Annotated in this window: 16 protein-coding genes; 8 read left to right on the top strand and 8 right to left on the bottom strand. The window is 45.1% G+C overall.

Annotated elements, in window-relative coordinates:
* Window positions 1-18: 18 nt before the first annotated feature.
* The 6 genes from FC61_RS05105 (at window position 19) to nrdJ (ending at window position 8,724) form a co-directional block, all read left to right on the top strand.
* Window positions 19-1,188: a galactokinase gene (locus FC61_RS05105; protein WP_021741751.1), complete on the top strand. Its 1,170-nt coding sequence runs from the start codon at window positions 19-21 to the stop codon at window positions 1,186-1,188.
* Window positions 1,189-1,265: 77 nt separating this feature from the next.
* A complete protein-coding gene (gene galE, locus FC61_RS05100) occupies window positions 1,266-2,270 on the top strand; it encodes a UDP-glucose 4-epimerase GalE (protein ID WP_021741752.1) in 1,005 nt (334 codons plus the stop codon).
* 3 nt (window positions 2,271-2,273) lie between these two features.
* On the top strand, window positions 2,274-3,737 hold the full coding sequence (locus tag FC61_RS05095) for a UDP-glucose--hexose-1-phosphate uridylyltransferase (RefSeq protein WP_021741753.1): 1,464 nt from the start codon (window positions 2,274-2,276) through the stop codon (window positions 3,735-3,737).
* 22 nt (window positions 3,738-3,759) lie between these two features.
* A complete protein-coding gene (locus tag FC61_RS05090; RefSeq protein WP_111705399.1) occupies window positions 3,760-4,770 on the top strand; it encodes a LacI family DNA-binding transcriptional regulator in 1,011 nt (336 codons plus the stop codon).
* A gap of 1,047 nt (window positions 4,771-5,817) precedes the next feature.
* The gene (locus FC61_RS05080; protein WP_024526425.1) at window positions 5,818-6,003 is read left to right on the top strand and encodes a hypothetical protein; all 186 of its coding nucleotides are present in this window, start codon (window positions 5,818-5,820) and stop codon (window positions 6,001-6,003) included.
* 471 nt (window positions 6,004-6,474) lie between these two features.
* Window positions 6,475-8,724 carry a ribonucleoside-triphosphate reductase, adenosylcobalamin-dependent gene (nrdJ, locus tag FC61_RS05075; RefSeq protein WP_024526426.1) on the top strand — a complete coding sequence of 750 codons (2,250 nt, stop codon included), beginning with the start codon at window positions 6,475-6,477 and terminating at the stop codon, window positions 8,722-8,724.
* A gap of 104 nt (window positions 8,725-8,828) precedes the next feature.
* On the opposite strand, the gene FC61_RS05070 is transcribed toward nrdJ, so the two are convergent.
* Genes FC61_RS05070 through FC61_RS05060 form a run of 4 tightly spaced genes read right to left on the bottom strand, consistent with a single transcriptional unit; the run spans window position 8,829 to window position 11,439 of the window.
* On the bottom strand, window positions 8,829-9,299 hold the full coding sequence (locus FC61_RS05070) for a hypothetical protein (protein WP_021741760.1): 471 nt from the start codon (window positions 9,297-9,299) through the stop codon (window positions 8,829-8,831).
* The gene (locus FC61_RS05065; RefSeq protein ID WP_021741761.1) at window positions 9,266-9,958 is read right to left on the bottom strand and encodes an ATP-binding cassette domain-containing protein; all 693 of its coding nucleotides are present in this window, start codon (window positions 9,956-9,958) and stop codon (window positions 9,266-9,268) included. The genes FC61_RS05070 and FC61_RS05065 overlap by 34 nt, the downstream gene beginning before the upstream one ends.
* Window positions 9,959-9,968: 10 nt before the next feature.
* A complete protein-coding gene (locus FC61_RS12385; protein ID WP_021741762.1) occupies window positions 9,969-10,658 on the bottom strand; it encodes a hypothetical protein in 690 nt (229 codons plus the stop codon).
* Entirely contained in the window at window positions 10,648-11,439 is a 792-nt protein-coding gene (locus tag FC61_RS05060) for a hypothetical protein (RefSeq protein WP_021741763.1), read from the bottom strand. Before FC61_RS05060 ends, FC61_RS12385 begins: the two co-directional genes overlap by 11 nt.
* A gap of 386 nt (window positions 11,440-11,825) precedes the next feature.
* On the opposite strand from FC61_RS05060, the gene FC61_RS05055 reads away from it, so the two are divergent.
* On the top strand, window positions 11,826-12,359 hold the full coding sequence (locus FC61_RS05055; RefSeq protein WP_011668578.1) for a cob(I)yrinic acid a,c-diamide adenosyltransferase: 534 nt from the start codon (window positions 11,826-11,828) through the stop codon (window positions 12,357-12,359).
* Between the two features lie 961 nt (window positions 12,360-13,320).
* Here the strand turns inward: FC61_RS05055 and FC61_RS05045 are convergent.
* The 4 genes from FC61_RS05045 to FC61_RS05030 all read right to left on the bottom strand — a co-directional run bounded on the left by FC61_RS05045 (window position 13,321) and on the right by FC61_RS05030 (window position 17,994).
* Window positions 13,321-15,276, bottom strand: a complete 1,956-nt coding sequence (locus FC61_RS05045; protein WP_021741766.1) for a M13 family metallopeptidase — start codon at window positions 15,274-15,276, stop codon at window positions 13,321-13,323.
* A gap of 136 nt (window positions 15,277-15,412) precedes the next feature.
* Window positions 15,413-15,916, bottom strand: a complete 504-nt coding sequence (locus FC61_RS05040) for a MarR family transcriptional regulator (RefSeq protein ID WP_015474214.1) — start codon at window positions 15,914-15,916, stop codon at window positions 15,413-15,415.
* Between the two features lie 275 nt (window positions 15,917-16,191).
* Window positions 16,192-16,824, bottom strand: a complete 633-nt coding sequence (locus FC61_RS12610) for a CPBP family intramembrane glutamic endopeptidase (protein WP_420890109.1) — start codon at window positions 16,822-16,824, stop codon at window positions 16,192-16,194.
* Window positions 16,825-17,109: 285 nt separating this feature from the next.
* Window positions 17,110-17,994, bottom strand: coding sequence for a hypothetical protein (locus tag FC61_RS05030; protein WP_021741768.1), 885 nt, complete (start codon window positions 17,992-17,994; stop codon window positions 17,110-17,112).
* Between the two features lie 217 nt (window positions 17,995-18,211).
* On the opposite strand from FC61_RS05030, the gene FC61_RS05025 reads away from it, so the two are divergent.
* Window positions 18,212-18,637, top strand: a complete 426-nt coding sequence (locus FC61_RS05025) for a universal stress protein (protein WP_024526433.1) — start codon at window positions 18,212-18,214, stop codon at window positions 18,635-18,637.
* The last annotated feature ends 319 nt before the right edge of the window (window positions 18,638-18,956 follow it).

Below are 18,956 nucleotides of genomic sequence, written 5' to 3'. Positions count from 1 at the left end.
ATTAAGGAGCTAATTGCCATGGATTTCGCCAGCTTAGCAACAGAATACCAAGAAAAATTTGATGTCGCCCCACAACGGGTGTTCTTCTCACCTGGTCGGATTAATTTAATCGGTGAATATACCGATTTCAATGGTGGGCATGTGTTCCCCGCTGCCATCAGCATGGGGACCTACGCCGCTTACTCAGCACGTGATGATAAGCAATTCCGCGTGTACTCGGCCAATGTACCAGACGCCGGGGTCTTAACCTTCTCACTGGATAACTTGGCCTTTGATAAAGCCGATAACTGGGCGAACTACCTGAAAGGGATGCTGTTCGAGCTGGCGAAGCAAGACTTGACCATCGATCATGGGTTTGATTTGTTTGTCCATGGTAATTTACCAGATGCTTCTGGCTTATCTTCGTCCGCTTCAATGGAAATGTTGATGGGCGAAATTCTTCACGCCGCTTATGGCATGAAGCTTGATGAAGTCGAAATGGTTAAGGTTGGCCAACAGGTTGAAAATGATTACTTCGGGTTGAATACGGGAATCATGGATCAATTTGCAATCGGCATGGGTAAGAAAGACCAAGCCATCTTGCTAGATACTAACACGATGGATTACGAGTACGCACCACTAGCTCTTGGCGATTATGTGGTGGTTATTATGAATACCAAGAAGCGCCGAGAACTTACCGACTCCAAGTACAATGAACGGCGAGCTCAATGTGAAGAAGCCTTACGTCGGCTCCAAACGAAGTTGGATATTAAGACATTAGGTGACCTGAACGAAGACGAATTCGATGAGAATGCTTATCTGATTAATGATGACGTACTGATCAAGCGGGCGCGCCACGCTGTTTTTGAAAATCAACGGACCTTGAAGGCCTTTGACGCACTGCAAAAGAATGATCTGCAACGCTTCGGTCACTTGGTTAACGCCTCTCACATTTCGCTTAACTACGACTTTGCCGTTACTGGGAAGGAATTAGACACGTTAGTTGAAACAGCTTGGCAACAACCTGGCGTCTTAGGCGCTCGGATGACGGGAGCTGGCTTCGGTGGCTGTGCCATTGCCATTGTGAAGAAAGACAACGTGGCTGATTTCGAAGCACAGGTTGGCAAGACCTACGAAGAAACCATTGGTCACCCGGCTGAATTCTACGTGGCCGAGATTGCTGACGGTCCAGCTGAATTACAAAAGTAAGGATTGGTTGCCGTTAGGCCGATTGATTAGTGTAAAATGAATTTTAGAGAATTAAACATAAGAGGAGGAATTGATCAATGACAGTTTTAGTCTTAGGTGGTGCCGGTTATATTGGTTCTCACGCCGTCGATCGTTTAGTAGAAAAGGGTTATGATGTGGCCGTTGTCGATAACTTGGTAACGGGTCACCGGGCCGCAGTTAATGCGAAAGCTCGGTTCTACGAAGGTGATGTGCGGGATCAAGCCTTTCTAGACGGTGTCTTTGATAAGGAAGACATTGAAGGGGTTATTCACTTTGCCGCATTCTCCGTGGTTCCCGAATCTATGAAGAAACCGTTGAAGTACTTTGACAACAATACGGCCGGGATGGTTTCCTTGCTGGAAGTTATGAACACGCACAACGTTAAAAAGATTGTCTTCTCTTCAACGGCGGCAACGTATGGTGAACCCAAGCAGATCCCCATTAAAGAAACGGATCCGCAAGTGCCAACCAATCCATATGGTGAAAGCAAGCTGATGATGGAAAAGATCATGCGTTGGTCTGATGAAGCCTACGGGATTAAATTCGTTGCTCTGCGGTACTTCAACGTGGCTGGGGCCAAAGAAGACGGGAGCATTGGTGAAGATCACCATCCCGAAACCCACTTGGTACCTATCATCTTGGAAGTCGCTGCTGGCGAACGAGATCAATTAGCCATCTTCGGTGATGATTATCCAACTAAGGATGGTACCAACGTCCGGGATTACGTCCACGTCGTTGATTTGGCCGATGCCCACATTTTAGCGCTGGAATATCTTAAGGCTGGTCATGACAGTGATGCCTTTAACTTGGGGTCTTCCACGGGCTTTTCTAACAAGGAAATGCTGGAAGCCGCTCGTAAAGTTACCGGTAAGGAAATCCCAGCAAAGATGGCACCACGCCGGGCTGGTGATCCCAGCACGTTGATTGCGGCTAGTGATAAGGCCCGCAAGACATTGAACTGGCAACCCCGGTTTGATAATGTAGAAGATATTATTCGGACGGCTTGGAACTGGAAGCAAACGCATCCAGCTGGCTATAACGATCGGAACGAGGAGAAGTAACGCATGACCCAAGATACCATTCAAACATTCATTGATCACATTGTTTCCTCGCCAGCGCCTTATACGGAGCTGGATCGGCAATACGTGACGAATCGGATTCTAGCCTTGATTGGCGAGGATTCCGTACCAACTGCTGCGGCAAATGAACCGATTGATTTGGTTAATGCTTTAGTCCAAGCGGCCATTGACCACGGTCAAATTGAAGATGCACCTAGTCCTAAGGACATCTTAGAGGCGCAATTGATGGATTTGATGACGCCACTACCATCCGCGTTGAATCGTGGATTCTGGGATCGGTATCAACAAAGTCCTAGTGCGGCTACCGATTGGTTCTATCAACTCAGCCAGGTCAATAACTATATTAAGACCCGTAATATTGCAAAGAACGTGGTCTTTCCGGCTAAAACACCGGCTGGTGAATTGGAAATTACAATTAACTTGTCCAAACCAGAAAAAGACCCGAAGGCGATTGCGGCAGCACTTACCCAGAAGAAGACTAGTTACCCGTTAGATCAGTTGTGTATGACAAACGAAGGCTATTTGGGGCGATTAGGTTACCCAGCCCGTAGCAATCACCGGATTGTTCGGATGATGCTCGGCGGTGAGACGTGGGGATTTCAATATTCGCCATACGCTTACTTCTCTGAGCACGCGATTTTCTTATCGCAGATTCATCGACCAATGGTGATTAATCAACATACCTTTACGAACTTATTGGAAATTGTTCGTCAGTTACCAACTTATTTTGTTGGTAGCAACGCGGACTTGCCAATTGTTGGCGGGTCCATGTTGACGCACGATCATTATCAGGGGGGAAAACACACCTTCCCGATGATGAAAGCGCCAATTGATCGGTCGATTGATTTAGGGATTGCCGGTGTGACGGCGGGGGTTGTTCAGTGGTCGATGACAGATATTCGGTTAACTGGAAGCCAACCAGAACCACTGATTACGGCAGCAACCAAAGTGCTTAACAGTTGGATTGATTATTCTGATGAGCAGGTGGATGTGCGGGCTTACACGGACGGTACGCGGCACCATACGATTACCCCAATTGCATACCGTCGGGGCGACGATTACGTGCTTGACTTGGTTCTGCGGGATAACCAGACGTCCACCAGTTATCCAGATGGAATCTTCCATCCGCATCAAGACGTTCAGCATATCAAAAAGGAAAATATCGGACTGATCGAAGTCATGGGACGAGCGATTTTACCAGCCCGCTTAAAGACGGAAATGGCCGAAGTGGAAAAGTATTTGTTAGATCAACCGAATCAGATGGCAGCGATGCATCAGGCTTGGGCTGATGGCTTGAAACAGGCCAATCACGTGACAGCTGAGAATGTCACCGCAATTGTGCATGAAGCGATTGGTAATGTCTTTGCACGGGTCTTGGCTGACGCCGGGGTCTTTAAGCGGACACCTGCTGGTCAAGCAGCGTTAGATAAATTCATTGCTCAGATTTAAGCAACATAGATGTTAGGAGGTGATGGTAATCGCAGCGACGTTAAAGGATATTGCGGGTGCAGTGGGTGTGTCCCTGGCGACAGTCTCACGGGTCTTAAACTATGATCGAACCTTGTCAGTGAGCGAGTCGACGCGAAAACAGATTTTTGAGGTTGCCGAGGAACTGAACTATACCAAGCTCAAACGCCACGCCCCCGCGTCTACGAAGCCGTTAAAGATTGCCATCGTCCAATGGTATTCTAAGACCAAAGAGCTGGATGACTTGTACTACATGTCGATCCGGATGGGCTTGGAGAAACGGTGTGAGGCACAGCGGTTTCAGGTGTCGCAGACGTTTCAAAATGACCTCAAGGCGATTGAGGACGATGTGGACGCCATTATTGCCATTGGTAAGTTCAGCAATCAACAGGTGACGACGATGGCGCAATTGACGCCGAACCTGGTGTTTGTGGATCAGGACCAACTCTGTCATGGATTTGACAGTGTGGTCACCGATTTCCGTTTTGCGGTCAACCAAGTCATTGAGTTCTTCATGCAACGGGGGCAAAAACAAATTGGCCTGTTGTATGGTACGGAATGGACGACGGATGGCCAATTGGAGGTCATCGACCCCCGGTACAAAGCCTTTCGGCAGGAAATGGAAGCTCGGCTGGCCTTTGATCCTAAGTTGGTCTTTGCGGGCGACTATACCAATCATTCCGGTTATCAGGAGATGCAAACGGCCATTGCTCAACTCGGCGATGATCTCCCGTCAGCGTTCTTCGTTAGCAATGACCCGATGGCTGCGGGGGCGTTGAAAGCCTTACATGAGAACGGCTTGGATGTCCCGGGTCGGGTGAACTTGTTTAGCTTCAATGACACAACCATTGCGAAGTATGTGTTCACAGAGCTCAGCAGTGTGCATGTGCATACGGAGCTGTTGGGGGCAACGGCAGTGGATCTGGTCGAGAATCGGATTCAAAGTGGCCGGAAAACCCCACAATTGGTGACGGTCGGAACGGAACTCATGCTCCGGGAGAGCACGGGGAAGTAACTAGAACCGATTAGTTTATGAGAATTAACGCGAAAACGGCACCCTTTCCTAGTTGGGAAGGGTGTCGTTTTTGTGTTAGTGACTATGGATATCATAATTTTCTTGATAATCGTTGTGATAACGTTCACTATAATTAAGCGGGGCACGATAGTCCTTAAGTTAAGGCAAAGGGGACTGATGAGAATGATAATAGGGATCTTAGGGTTAATTGTCGCATTGTGTTTGTTGTATATTGCGATTTCTGTACTGTTGGGCGTTTAAACTTGTGATTACGTATAGGTGTTCTGATTCGTTGACTGGGTAAAAGATCTTCAATAAAAGCCTTTATGTTATAAGTCATCTGGCATACAATGGGCATACAGTTAAGCAACGGAGTAATTACCCGAAGCGAGGCTTAGCAAGTTAGTGCGACGCTACACTTTCTCAACCTGAATTAGCGGGGGTGGGAGTATTGCACGTATCGGCCACGCGGAAAGGTGGACCATAACGGCGATGCTGTTAGGGGTATCAGTTATGCTTAGGGCAATTGGTAAATTAGCGATTGATCTAGCAAAGGCATATCTGATATACAAAAAAGCCACTTCAATTAAGAAGTAGCTTTTAACCACCTTTTACCGCACCTGAACTTGCGAACTTGTGGGGACTGTAACGGCAGTCCTCACTTTTTATATGAACATAGTAGCACGGGAGACAATAGAATGCAATATATCGTGTCTAGACTCACGGACATACGGTGATCGTCCGACTGGACACCATCTTTTGTTTAGCAAGGTGGTTCATGTGACCAGCTCAACCTTGAGGCACTTTAAAATAAAAAGCCCACACAAGTGAGTGTAACGATTAAGATACACTTGATTGCAATGAGTCTTACGCTTGTTTTAAAGTGGTAGTTATAGCATACATACAACTAAATATATTGGGAGGTATTAGCATGAAGCTGGTAGATAAGAAACATATCACGATAAGTGTACGTCGGACAACCAGATGGGAGTTCTGGGAGTCCTTACTAGGGTTTGCAGTGATTGGGTTACTACTGCGGTGGTTAAGATGACAGAAAAGAAGACCAGTGAAGCACAACTGAAAGCCAGTAGGAAGTGGGCCGAGAATCATAGAGAACAGCGGCGTTATATTAGCTATAAAGCTACGGCAAAGCGTTTTATTAAGATAGCAAGTGATGAGGATCTGGCGACACTGGCACAACTGATTAAAGATAGACAAGATGAAACCCGGTAGATGACTATAATGGTCATCTTTTTTAGTTGGATATTCAAAAGATCAAGCGTCGCGAAAGTAACTGCCACAGGTCGGCAATATCACCAGCTTGTGGCGGTTTTTGGTTTACGACGACTGCCCCAAGATATAGGGGGTGGTCACTGACTATACAACTGTTAATCCGCAGATGATTTATTTTTTTAAAACGAGCACGATATTTTTATAGCTAAATTGCGTCCGTCCAAGTTCATTTACTACCTAAGGTGTTCAATGTTGCTGGATGCTGTGGGTCGTGGCTCATAACGAATGGGAGAATCTGTCCAATTACAATTAACTGCCCAGTCAAAATCAGTTGCATTTTGAGGAGAATTTGTTATTAGCGGGTCTCATAAAAAAGTCTAGGGACAATTTGAAATAACTATATATTGTATTTTAACCAGGAATCAGCTACCATATATAGCATAGTCTTGAAGAACGGGAGAGATTCGTATGATGAACACAGCAACCCAAGCGTCCGTGAGCTTGACGCCAGAATTTATCGCAGCAACTGAAAAGGAAATTACGCCACATTGGGGTGAATTGGGTTGGGTGACTTACAAACGAACCTATGCCCGGTGGTTACCAGATCAACAACGTAATGAAGAATGGCCGGAAACAGTGAAGCGGGTCGTTGAGGGAAATATTAATTTGGACCCCCGGTTACAAGCCGATACAGTGGCTCCAGAAGTGTTGACTGAATTAACTACTGAAGCCCAGAGCCTATTCCGGTTGATTTATGGCTTAGCTGCCACCCCTTCTGGCCGGAACTTGTGGATTTCAGGGACGGATTACCAACACCGCAATGGGGATGCCTTAAATAACTGCTGGTTCATCGCCGTTCGGCCGCAAGCGTATGGTGACAGCCATATCCTGCCGAGCTACCTGACACAAGATCAGGTGGCGGTTTCCATGCCGTTCTCCTTCATGTTTGATCAATTGATGAAGGGCGGCGGCGTTGGCTTTTCTGTGACGCCAAATAACGTGCACCAAATGCCAGTTGTGGATCAGACCGTTGATTTAACTATCGTTATTGACCCTGAGAGTGCGTCTTACGCGGACTCTGTAGCCTTGGGGGCGGTAAACCGGTCCGAATGGATGCATGACAATTCCTTAGCTGACGTGCGCTTCTATCGGCTCCCAGACACCCGTGAAGGTTGGGTCTTAGCCAATGCCAACATGATGGATGCCCACTTCAATTCAACGAATCCTGAGAAAAAGACAAAGGTTGTCTTAGACATTAGCGATATTCGGCCGAAGAACGCGCCCATTCATGGGTTCGGTGGCACCGCTTCTGGTCCAATGCCTTTAGTTGAAATGTTGTTTGATATTAATCAGATTTTAAATAATGCCGTTGGTCGGCAATTAACCGCTGTGGACTGTACCGATATGGGGAATATGATTGGTAAAACGGTGGTCGCTGGTAACGTTCGCCGTTCGGCAGAATTGGCCTTAGGCGGCGCTGAAGATGATGCGTTCATTACGATGAAGCAGGATAAGGACCAGCTATACCATCACCGATGGGCGTCTAATAACAGTGTGGCCGTTGACAGTGACTTCACGGACTATGCGCCGATTGCGGACTCTATTCAACACAATGGCGAGCCTGGTATTGTCAATCTGGGATTGTCACGTAACTACGGGCGCTTAATTGATGGTCGCCAAGAAGGTATCGATGAGGCTGTTGAAGGTACCAATCCTTGTGGTGAAATTTCGTTAAGTAATGGTGAGCCTTGCAACCTGTTTGAAGTTTTTCCGAGTGTGGCCGAAGAACAGGGCTGGCAGTTGGAAGATGCCTTTGGCTTGGGCGCCCGGTATACCAAACGGGTTACTTTTAGCCATTACGATTGGGAGGTCTCTCGTAAGGCTATTCAAAAGAATCGGCGGATTGGGGTCTCTATGTCTGGTATTCAAGATTGGATTTTAAAGACCTTTAAGCAACGGGTTGTGACGGGCTTTGAAGCTAAGCATGACGCCGAAACGGGTAAGACTTTTATGCAACCTATCTATAATCAAGCGGCGGTTAATCGCTTCAATGCGCTTTACCAAGCGGTTGTTAAAGCGGACCAGGATTACTCTGACACCCTTGGCTGTCAACCATCGATTAAGCACACAACGGTGAAGCCATCTGGGACGGTGGCCAAGCTTGCAGGTGTTTCCGAAGGGATGCACTTCCACTACGCCCGGTACCTGATTCAGCGAATTCGGTTCCAAGATAGTGATCCGTTGCTACCGGCTTTGAAGGCTAGTGGGTATAAAGTTGAACCCGATGTTTACAGTCAAAATACGATGTGTGTTGAATTTCCAGTTAAAGCGGCCCATGCAGATGAACCGGCCTTTGCTTCGGCCGGTGAGGTGTCCATGGCGGAACAGTTTGCAACGCAGGCGTTCTTACAGACATATTGGTCTGATAATGCAGTTAGTTGTACGGTAACGTTCCAACCCGAAGAGGGCCAAGATATTAGCGACTTGTTGTTACAATATCGGCATACGATTAAGTCAACGTCACTATTACCTTATAGTGGTGCTGATTTCAAGCAAGCACCTAAGGAACCAATTGATGCAGCAACTTATGACGCTAAATGCCAAGAAATTACTGCTGACGTGGCGGAACAGTTTGCGGCAATGACTGGGAATCATGATCAAAAGGACATTGAATTAGTGGATCAATCTGACTGTGAGAGTGGTGCTTGCCCGATCCGGTAAAGCTATTTTCGTAGATAACCAATAAGATGAGTTTGAGTCATAATTACAAAAGCTAGCACTTTTTCCAGTTTGATTCCTGGGAAGTGCTAGCTTTTTTGCTAAATTCAAAACGATTGGCGTAACCACATTTGTTGATAGCGATTTTGACGATGTGTGACGATGACTAGATGATGCTTTGCCGCAGTAGTCGCGGTTTCAGTATACATCAAAATTCGATTGCGCCCAGGCTGTAGCTGGCGTGAGTTTTTAGCATTTACGTGGATATTTTCGCTAAAATAAATATTGGGGGTTGTTGTTTTACTTTGGTATAACTTAAACAGGTGTGGATTGAGTTGCTGTTTTACGGGCGAGGTAACTTCAAGATAGCTCCATAGTTTTCCGTGGGTGAGTGTTTGGTGGTAATGGTGAAGCTTAACGGGTTGGTCAGCTATGGGAAGTGTCGTGGGTTGCGTGATTCTCTGCTTGGTAATTGAGAAGTCAGCGTATCTCTGCTGGACGTGCTGATGGTGGTGATAACCAATGACGATCAGTAAGGGGATACTCAATAATAGGAGCACTTGCCAAATCTTAGCCATGGGTGCCCCCCCGGTGAGTGTGGTAGTTCAAGGAGTCGGCCTGCTTCAAGATGAACGCGACGGGTAACGTGGTGTGCTAATAGAGTGGGATTGTGGCTGGTTAGAATCGTTGTTGTGCCCATCTCGGCAAGGCGTGCCAGTAAGGCTTGTAACTGTCGTAGTCCCGCTTCATCGAGGGCATTTTCTGGTTCATCCCAAATAACTAACTGAGGGTCGTTAACCAGAGACATTGCTAAACAAAGTCGTTGGTACATGCCTAAGGAATAATGCTTGACCTTGGTAGTATTAGTTGCGGTGAGGCCTACTAAATCCAGTAATTCAGGTAAATGGGTCATATCTGTCATTTTCAACAATTGAGCCATCAATTGAAGATTGGCAAGACCACTGTAATTTGGCAAGGGACCACAATCCTTTAAGGCAAAGCCAGTATTGGTCGCAAAATGTTGACGGGCTGATAGGGGGTGATTCAACACGATGATTTGTCCGGAATCAGGGATGGTGAAGCCTAAGATCGTCTTCAGCAGAGTCGTTTTACCAGAACCGTTAGTGCCTGAAATTCCGATGATATCGCCAGTATTTGCTTGCAGTGAGACATCTGTCAGTACAGGTTTGCGATGATATTTTTTTGAGATGTGGGTCAAGGAAAGCGTCGTTGTCATAAGTCTTCTCCTAGAAGTTAATCAGACGTGAGTGACGAAGCGTTAGGAAGTTAAGGAACAGGCATACGCCAATAAGTGCGGTGCACCATCCGACATCATAAAGAACGGTTGCTAAGTTGGTACCGCGCGGCAAGGTGCTTGTTATCAATCCATGGTAGAACAAAATCGATTGGTTGAAATGCATGTACAGCCATTGATCAAGATATAGTAATCCGGTAATGATGATGGCTGCACTTACGCGATTAAAACGTAACGAAAGTAGTAATAAGACGGAGAGAAAAGCGGTCAAGTTCAATAGGTAGGTGCCGGTAAGAATGACACCGAAGGGGGTATTTTGTGGATTAACCGCTAGTAAATGTGTGAGTAGACCGAAGATAAGACTCCATGCGATTAAGACGACTAGCATAAAGCTTAGCAGCTGTCGGTAGTAATAAGTTAGTGATCTGCTAGGCGTTATTAGCCGAGTAAACAGGTAATAAGGATGGGGTGTCTTGAGCCATAGCAAAAAGGTCAGTGTTAAAATTGGAATTATTTTGTAGAAATTGTAGGTTTCGGCGAGTAAAGTTCCCCAGAACGTCTGCCAAGCATCAATCTGTCCAGTAGGATTAATTCCTGTGGAATAGATAAGTGCGAATAGGCAAACCGCCAGTACTAAACAGTACAGGGGTGCACGAAGTAGGACGTTACGGTTAACTAACAATTTTTTTAATCCTCGCAATACCACTGATATAGATTACCCAAACCGTTAAGAGAGTGACAATTAAGGGATACTGAATTGGTGGCAGATAATTTGGGCTAAAGGCAATAACGATAGTGGCTGGATCGAAGAATAATTGTGAGAAAAGGGTCGCTAAAATGGCAAAGAATAAGCAAATCGCCAAGGGAAGACTGATTATCACTAGTCGACGTGTAAAGAAAAGTGCGGCACCAGCACTAAGCATGGCGCATAGACCGCCAAGAATGCCTCCCATGAGGATGTAGAGAAGGATAAGATAAATGGGATGGGTATAAAATAACATATGGAAATAGGTTAATTTGGGCAAGGCCAGAAGTTGATTAACCATCCAATCTGGTTGAAGTAGTGGTAGAAATGTAAAGCTGGCCAGTAAGTCAGTTAATAAGGGGAATGTGACAATTAAAAAGCCGCTAAGGAAGCTAATCGATAGACGATTTAACCAATATGACCGGATGGATCGGTAGAAAACGGTGGTAATTAAAAAGCCACTGCGAATCTCGTCAAAGACTAGTAGGTTCCAACCCAGTGTGCAGACGAAAGGTAATGCTAGGTAGAAGATATAAGTGAACTTGAGCTGTTGTGTAAATCCGAGCCATTCGGTAGTGGTTGTTGTGTCGACATCACTGACGGGTAGATGAGTAGCAACTGGTAGAATATACAGTATTATGTGAAACAAGATTGGAACGAAACTCAGCGTTAAGCCCAATAGGAAAATTGGGGTAAAGTGGCGTGAAAATTGGGTCATCTCAACCTCCCAGATAAAAGCAATAAGTATATAGGGCCACTGTAACAGATAAAGAAAATAAATTCACCCTGTTGAATAGTCTTGGTGATGACTATATTAAAAAACTAATATAGTTTGTGATGCCTTTTGGTAGCGTTAACCGAACAAACCAGGCTAAATAACGCTGGAGACTATAAAAGAAGTGATAATTCACAAGCTTTGATATCTTTCCGGGTAGTTTAAAAGGATTTTTAAAGATGTATTTTGGTTGAAAGTTTTGCCAGTGTGATCAGTCAATAAGCGTCGAGTAAGATAGTTTTTGCCTATAAATAATTTTAAAAACAAATGACGTTTTCGTCAGAATCAGGTATGATAAAGACACTTAACTAAAGAAGGTGGCTGGTAGTATGAAGATTTATACCCGGGTCGGTGATCAAGGGATGACCAAACAAATTAGTGGCAAGATGGTGGCGAAGACGGACGCTCAAATCGTGACGCTCGGCGACATCGATGAATTGCAGTCTTATCTTGGTGTGGTTGTAGCGAGCTTACAACCCACGCAAACGGCAATTGCAGAAGAACTGAGTGATATTCAACGCAAGCTCTATGAATTGCAGGCTGATATTAGTGTGAAACGACACCAGACTATGGTGCCCGCTGACACCGAATGGCTAGAGGGTAAGATTGATGAATACATGGCGGCAACCCCAGAGCTAAAAGAGTTCATCTTACCTGGTGGCTCGGCGGCTGGTGCACGCTTACAGTATGCCCGGACAGTGGCACGGCGGGCAGAACGTTCGGCAGTGGCGCTCAATACGGAACAGACATTGGAACCAGCCATCATGACGTACCTCAATCGCTTATCCGATTACTTATTTGCTCTAGCACGTTACGTCAATCACCAAGACCACTATCAAGAAGTGCCTAGTAAACGTAAATAACCCCCACTAGTGTCGACTTATGGATTAGGGGGATAATATGAATAAGAAGAGGACTATTGCTACATGGTTTAACGTCATACTTGGCTTTTTGGTACTAGTCATTGCATTAGGGAATGGATTGGATATCTTAGGAAGCAACGGGGGGGCGGGGTCAAGCCCTTGGGGAATAAAGTGGACTATTGTCAATGTTCAAGCATGGATAAACATATTGTGGGGGACTTTAATTCTTATTAAACGTATTCCAAATTGGATTCTGTTAACATTAGGAATACTTGGGACGGCACTTTTTATATATTTTAATTTTTACATCAAGTATTTTTCTTGGATTCAAATTCTGTCCCTTGTGGTCATCTGTCTCTTTTTCGCATATGAGACTTACAAAGATTACGCCATCAAATAATATTTGTATGAGAGCATTGAATGGGGAGCACTAATTAGGTACTTTTTAAGGCAATGAGGAACCGGATTAAGCCTTGAACAAATAGATATAGGAATGCTACAGCTACACTGAATCAAACAGAACGAGTGGGGAATTGACAATTATGAACGCTTTAAGCACATTTTACGTATTTGATTCAATATACGTCATTGTGAGCATATTAATTCTTTTTCTTTTGGTAGTGGGGGTCGCTTATGTTATTTGGAAATTATACCGTAAAATAAAGTGACTCTTTATCAAAAGAAGTTGAAAAACGATACGAATCCAGATTATGAAGTGCTTTAAAATTTCGTGATTGAATGTAGCACATTTTATCCTTGTTTTTTGTGGAAATAAATGGGGCTGTGGCATAAGTCGCTATAACTAAGGCTGTCCAATGGGAACCTTTGGATTCTCATGGGACAGCCTTTTGATATAAAGGGTAAAAGAATAGGACGAGAAACCAAAATTCGGTTTCTCGTCCTATTTCACTATACAGTGACTAACTATGTCACAGCCTAATTTATATTGAGCGTATCCTAATTACCAGATTTTCACCCGTTCATCAGGTGCCAGATACATGGCATCTTCTGGTTGAACGTTAAAGGTTGTGTAGAAGTCATCCAAGTTTTTGACCTGCACGTTGGCCCGTAATTTGGCTGGTGCGTGAACGTCAATGGACAATAGGAGTTGCATATATTCGGTTGTAGCTTTCATCCGCCAAACATTGGCCCAGTTAATAAAGAAGGCCCGCAAATCAACGTCTGGTTCAGACTTAGCAGCTTCTAAGGCGCAGCTAAGTCCACCGCCATCGGCAATGTTTTCGGAAACGGTGAGTTTACCATTGACCTTTTGTCCAGCAAAGTCGATGCCATCAAATTCCTTAATCATCGCTTGCGCGAGTTCTTGGAAGTGTTTCAAGTCCGCTTCGGTCCACCAGTTATTGATGTTCCCGAACTCGTCGAATTGAGAACCATTGTTATCAAAGGCATGGGAAATCTCATGCGCAATGACGGCGCCGATCCCACCATAATTAGCACTACTTGATTGTTCCAAGCTATAGAAGGGTGCTTGAAGAATCGCAGCCGGGAAGACAATTTCGTTATTTGACGGCGAGTAGTACGCATTAACCGTTTGAGCACTCATGTCCCACCGTTTACGATCAACGGGTTGACCCCAGTGACCAAAGTGGTTAGCGATAATGATTTCACTAATGGCCTGAAGATTATCAAAGAGCGATTTGTTCTCGTCAATCTTGAACTGGCTGTAGAGTGGATCGATTTCATCTGGGTAGCCTACTTTAATCGTGAGCTTTTGCAGTTTAACGATGGCCTTATCACGTGTAGCAGCGCTCAACCAATCGTTGGTTTTCAAACGTTGTTGATAGACGCCAGCCATCTTCAAAACCATTTGGCGCACGTCAGCTTTAGCGGCCTCACCAAAGTATTTGCGGCCGTAGTAATCACCCACGACTTGACCAAAGGTGCCGGTTGCCAGGTAGTAAGCCGCTTTTTCGCGAGAGCGGGCCTGCTTTTGACCAGATAATGCCCGACCATAGGTGCCACCGACTTGGCGATACTCTTCGGTTAAAGCGCCGGTCGCATCATAAACTACCCCGACTAACATCCAACTCTTCAAGAGCTTAAAGTTCTCGGGAGTGAGTAAGTCATTAACGGCGTCAAAGTAGGTCGGTTGTGGCAAGATCACTTGCTTAGGAGTGTCGTGAAGTAGTTCGGTGATGGTTCCCGTCAAGTCGAGATGGTCAATCTTATTATCGACATCAGCTAACGGATAGGGATTGTACATCTTCACGTAATCGGCTGATTCTTCTGCTGATTTGACGTGTGGCGCAATCAAGGCATCGAATTGCTTGGCCTGGTCAACGATCTTGGCAGCAGTGGCTGCATCATAACCAGCTAGTTGTAGTAGCTTCGTGATTGTTTGGGTAAAGATTGGGAGGAGCTGTTTAGCTGCTTCGTTACCCGGTTCGTAGTACGTCTTGTCCGGTAGAATTAGGCTAGGGGCATCGACGTATAAGGCGTATTGACTGGTATCTTTCATATCCGGTTCAACACTAAGTTCTACTGGCGTACTCAGACCTAATCGGTACCATTCAGCTAAATGGGCGTTCAAATCGTCGAAATCCTTTAACCCGGCTACTTTATCCAAAAATGGCTTGAGTGGCGCGGTGCCGTCTTGTTCGCGCTTAGCAAAGTTACGCGCTAACGTGTAGAGCTTTTTGAATTCAGCCATCTCAGGGTTGGCTGGTGTGAGTTTGCCAGTTAAGAGGTCGGCAAAGTCAGCCATCAGCGTGTGTTCGATATTATCGACCAGATCCATGAAGCCCCCGGTAGAGGAATGGTCCCCGGGAATCTCAGCGTGTTCAGCCCATTGGCCGTTCACGGCATCGTAGAAATCTTGCGTGAGCTTGGTTTCGTCAACCGGATAGGTGGCTGCTCCACCGGCTGGTGTATCAGATGTAAAATGATTAAGTCGCATACTGAATCCTCCTCAAATTAGTGATTACCAACAGATTAACCCTTTCAGCGACAAAAGGGAATTGTTTTATCATCGAAATCTCATCAAAATACTGACACGAAAAGGAGGGCTGAGTTGAATCTCAGCCCTCCAAGCTTTAGTGACCACTTAGTTCGTCCTTCTTAGCCCGTAACACGGGGCGTTGAAACTTGGGACGGTTGCGATCCCAAACGGCAATGCTTTGTTGATACTGGGTGAAGAAACTGGTAATGTCAGCGGGCGTCAGACTGGTTGGGATTTGCTCCCAAGTCTGAGCGCTTTGCAAAAAGGCTTGCCGAATATCGTGCTCAACGTCAGTCCCCTTATCGGTTAAGCGCAGGTATTTTACACGGCGGTCATCAAGCTTGGCTTCTTGTTCGACAAAGCCATCTAGCAGTAGGGCCCGTAACTTCCGAGCGGCAGCGGAACGGGTCGTTCGTGTTGAATCCGCCAGTTCGCTCAGTGTGATATTACGTTGCTCATGAATCTGTTTAAGCAACAGATACTGTTCAAAGCTGACGGCATACTGACTGGTGATCTGTTCAGCTGCATTGATCAGTACTCGGAAGATACCACGGTACTGCCGCAGAAATGTTTCAAATACTCTATCCTCGTTTTGCATAATAACTCCCCCTTGGAAAACGAATTCAGCCGATTTAGCAAATGACGCGGCGCCAACGCGTCGGGTCCTTCACTACCTCAGACTACCGTTATTATGCGGCCTAACGGGTAGGGATGAAAATAATTGAACTCGACCATCGTCACTAAGATAGGTCACCTTGTATTCTAAGTGAAGGTGGCGTGGATTTTGAAATGCATTAAAAAAAGACTAAACAATTTTTGATAATTGCTTAGTCGCGCTGACTCACCTCAAGAACCACTTATTCTGGATTAAATTTAGTTCTGACGAAATGATGCTTTAACCTGACTTTGTTTGCTCTTTCGCAATAAGAATAGCATTAAACATACGCTCAAGAGGAGGGGAATGATTGAGTAGTAGGGTGAGACGGGGATATTATAAGTTCCTTTAGCTAAGGAAGAAGCTCCAGCACTCACATCGACCACAAAATGAAGTCCGATTGGCCAAAGTAAAGACCGTGTTCGTAAGTAGATGCAGCAGAAGATGATGCCTAACGCGGTTGCTGAAAGAATCTGGCCCACTGTAAGAGTTAAACTTTGATATGTGAGATTCATTAAATGGGTCATACCAAATAATAAACTACAGAATATTACCGAGGTAAACACAGAAAAATTAAACTGTCGCAGAAAGCTACCTAAAATGATTCCCCTAAATAAATACTCTTCTGTTATAGCAAATAATAGTGCCGAAATAATGGACAGCAAAAACTTCTCACTAAAAGTCCCATGATCTACGATGGCGATCAGATAGCATAGAACCAAAATAAAAGAAACAGTGTTGACCGAGATTTGAGAGCGAAACGGAATGTTAGATTTTAAAAATATTTGAGATTTTACCCAGAAGTGATTCAGTGTATAGATAAATAAAAACTCGCCACAGACTTCGACCATCATAGTAAGCTGATCGGAAAAGTGGCATAACGCACAAATTGCTGAAATTGCGAACATAATAAGAATATTTACCAAATACAGGACGGCTAATTTATATGTATATGATCTCTTCATTTTGAAATAATCTTCTTTCAAATTTAGCGCTAATTGTTCATTGGTAATAATGATATATCAGTGTTTCAGTTCAATACCAGCTGTGATGGTGTTATCAGGATTGCTATTCACGTGGGAAAACGACAAAAAAGACACCAGCCAATGGGTAATGGGTTAGTGCCTCAGATAATCTTATTTCGTCATATAAATATACAAATGATCGGTAGAGAAACCAGTATTGAAGCGCACACCATTTGAGTAAATGGTCTTAGTTGTCGTGGAGGTACTCTTCTTCTTAGCGTCCTTCAGTACCTTTTCAAACTTTTTGATCACGTACTTAGGTTTGGCGTCTAGCGAGGTACCTAACAGAGCGAAGGTCGTCCCAAATTGTTTCTTGCCGGCCGTTGTCTTCATTTGCTTGGTTGGGGTGATTAATGCTAATCCCATCAGTTGACCGTTTTGAACGTTGCCCCGAATAGTCACATCCTTAGTGACAACTAGGTTCTTAACACCAGCGGATGTACTAGTCGGGAGTAACTCATCTTTAGCCTGTTTTTTAGCTGTTGCCATCTTGGCTTGCAGTTGTTTGGCTGCTGCTTGCTGTTTTTGCGCTGCTGCGGCCGCGGCTGTCGGGTTGGTCTTAGCTAAAGCGGCCAGCTTCTTTTGCGTCGTCGCTTGATTTTTCTGTGCGGCTTGCAGTTGTTTTTGAACCTTAGCTGGCAAATGGCTAGCAATGGTCATTTGGTTATACTTAGCGGCTAACTTGCGGTAGTTGCCAAGTGCTTTGACCCGATGAACTGTCACGGTCTTATGGGTCGTTCCAGCGCTAACTTTGACCGTTTGGGTCTTAGTGGAAGCGGGAACCTGGAAGAAATAAGTGCCGCTTTTCACGTTGACGGTCTGAGTAGCCCCATTATTGATCCGATAGTGGACCGTCTTAGTCTTGGCGTCACCCTTAATAACTGCCGTTAAGGCCGTTGGATGGTAATCGGTTTTGTTAGTGGTTAAAGCATTATTTGAACAGCCGGCTAAGGTTAGGGCTAATAATCCCAGGGCGCTCAACAGTAACTTTTTCATGATTTTATATTCATCCCTCAATGATTAATTTACTTGGTTTATCTTACCACATTCTTCTAGGGAAGCGAGTATGAGAATTGGCTAACATTTTAGCGGTGAACCTAAAAATCTCGTGAAAGCGTGTGCAAATCTCTTTTACGTGAGGAAAAGAATTGGTATGATAAAAGTGTTGAAAGCAGACCACATCGATGGTTTATTATGGGAAGGACGGGATATTATGTATGAACGGATCTTAGTACCAATGGATGGTAGCAAGAATGCCCATGCGGCATTAATGGAGGCCACCAAACTCGCTAAGGAATTGGGATCGAAACTGTTCATCGTTTCCGTCGCTAGTGATCAGACCTATGCCCACTACGGCGCGGAATTTGGCAGTGAGATTGTCACGCATTTTAAAGATGCAGCGGCTGAGTTTTTACAAAGCGCGGTCAAGGAAGTTGAGGCGCAGGGGGTACCTGTAGAAACCAGCTTCAAGGTTGGCTTGCCTAAACCGACGATTGCCGAAACCCTCCCGAATGAATTAAAGACGGATCTTACCGTAATCGGTCGTTCAGGGGTTCACGGACTAGGTCGGGCCATTATGGGATCAACAACGACCTATGTGGTGAACAACTCTAAGAGTAGTGTCCTAGTCGTTGATTAAACTTTAAATGCAAACAAAAATGCACTGGCAATTAACTTGTCAGTGCATTTTTACGTATATGGCGTCAAACTTACTTTTTGTTCTTTAACCAACGTTGTAAGTCTGAAATTTCGTCGCGCCGCTTCCGGTCCTTTTTACGGTTAACCTTCCGCCGGCCTTGAACGCCATTTGGATGTGCTTTTCTCATTGTAAAAACCCTCGCTTAACTAAAATAACAATCGACTGTCATTCTACTGGATATTTACGGAAAAAGCAAGGGCCTACGGAGTTTCTATGTAAATCAATGAATGTTCAAGCTTACTGGCACGCGGTTTACTGC

Source organism: Levilactobacillus brevis ATCC 14869 = DSM 20054, from assembly GCF_001433855.1.
GTDB classification, from domain to species: domain Bacteria; phylum Bacillota; class Bacilli; order Lactobacillales; family Lactobacillaceae; genus Levilactobacillus; species Levilactobacillus brevis.
Note: the sequence above shows the minus strand (reverse complement) of the source record. Positions and strands in the feature narration are given on the sequence as shown.

What these genes read in the sequence shown, in the direction of transcription:
- FC61_RS05045 (WP_021741766.1), bottom strand. Translation starts at nt 15,276, where the DNA reads ATGCGACTTAATCATTTTACATCTGATACACCAGCCGGTGGAGCAGCC.
- FC61_RS05095 (WP_021741753.1), top strand. Translation starts at nt 2,274, where the DNA reads ATGACCCAAGATACCATTCAAACATTCATTGATCACATTGTTTCCTCG.
- galE (WP_021741752.1), top strand. Translation starts at nt 1,266, where the DNA reads ATGACAGTTTTAGTCTTAGGTGGTGCCGGTTATATTGGTTCTCACGCC.
- FC61_RS05060 (WP_021741763.1), bottom strand. Translation starts at nt 11,439, where the DNA reads ATGACCCAATTTTCACGCCACTTTACCCCAATTTTCCTATTGGGCTTA.
- FC61_RS12610 (WP_420890109.1), bottom strand. Translation starts at nt 16,824, where the DNA reads ATGGTCGAAGTCTGTGGCGAGTTTTTATTTATCTATACACTGAATCAC.
- FC61_RS05080 (WP_024526425.1), top strand. Translation starts at nt 5,818, where the DNA reads ATGACAGAAAAGAAGACCAGTGAAGCACAACTGAAAGCCAGTAGGAAG.
- FC61_RS05105 (WP_021741751.1), top strand. Translation starts at nt 19, where the DNA reads ATGGATTTCGCCAGCTTAGCAACAGAATACCAAGAAAAATTTGATGTC.
- FC61_RS05070 (WP_021741760.1), bottom strand. Translation starts at nt 9,299, where the DNA reads ATGGCTAAGATTTGGCAAGTGCTCCTATTATTGAGTATCCCCTTACTG.
- FC61_RS05065 (WP_021741761.1), bottom strand. Translation starts at nt 9,958, where the DNA reads ATGACAACGACGCTTTCCTTGACCCACATCTCAAAAAAATATCATCGC.
- FC61_RS05055 (WP_011668578.1), top strand. Translation starts at nt 11,826, where the DNA reads ATGAAGATTTATACCCGGGTCGGTGATCAAGGGATGACCAAACAAATT.
- nrdJ (WP_024526426.1), top strand. Translation starts at nt 6,475, where the DNA reads ATGAACACAGCAACCCAAGCGTCCGTGAGCTTGACGCCAGAATTTATC.
- FC61_RS05030 (WP_021741768.1), bottom strand. Translation starts at nt 17,994, where the DNA reads ATGAAAAAGTTACTGTTGAGCGCCCTGGGATTATTAGCCCTAACCTTA.
- FC61_RS05090 (WP_111705399.1), top strand. Translation starts at nt 3,760, where the DNA reads ATGGTAATCGCAGCGACGTTAAAGGATATTGCGGGTGCAGTGGGTGTG.
- FC61_RS05025 (WP_024526433.1), top strand. Translation starts at nt 18,212, where the DNA reads ATGTATGAACGGATCTTAGTACCAATGGATGGTAGCAAGAATGCCCAT.
- FC61_RS05040 (WP_015474214.1), bottom strand. Translation starts at nt 15,916, where the DNA reads ATGCAAAACGAGGATAGAGTATTTGAAACATTTCTGCGGCAGTACCGT.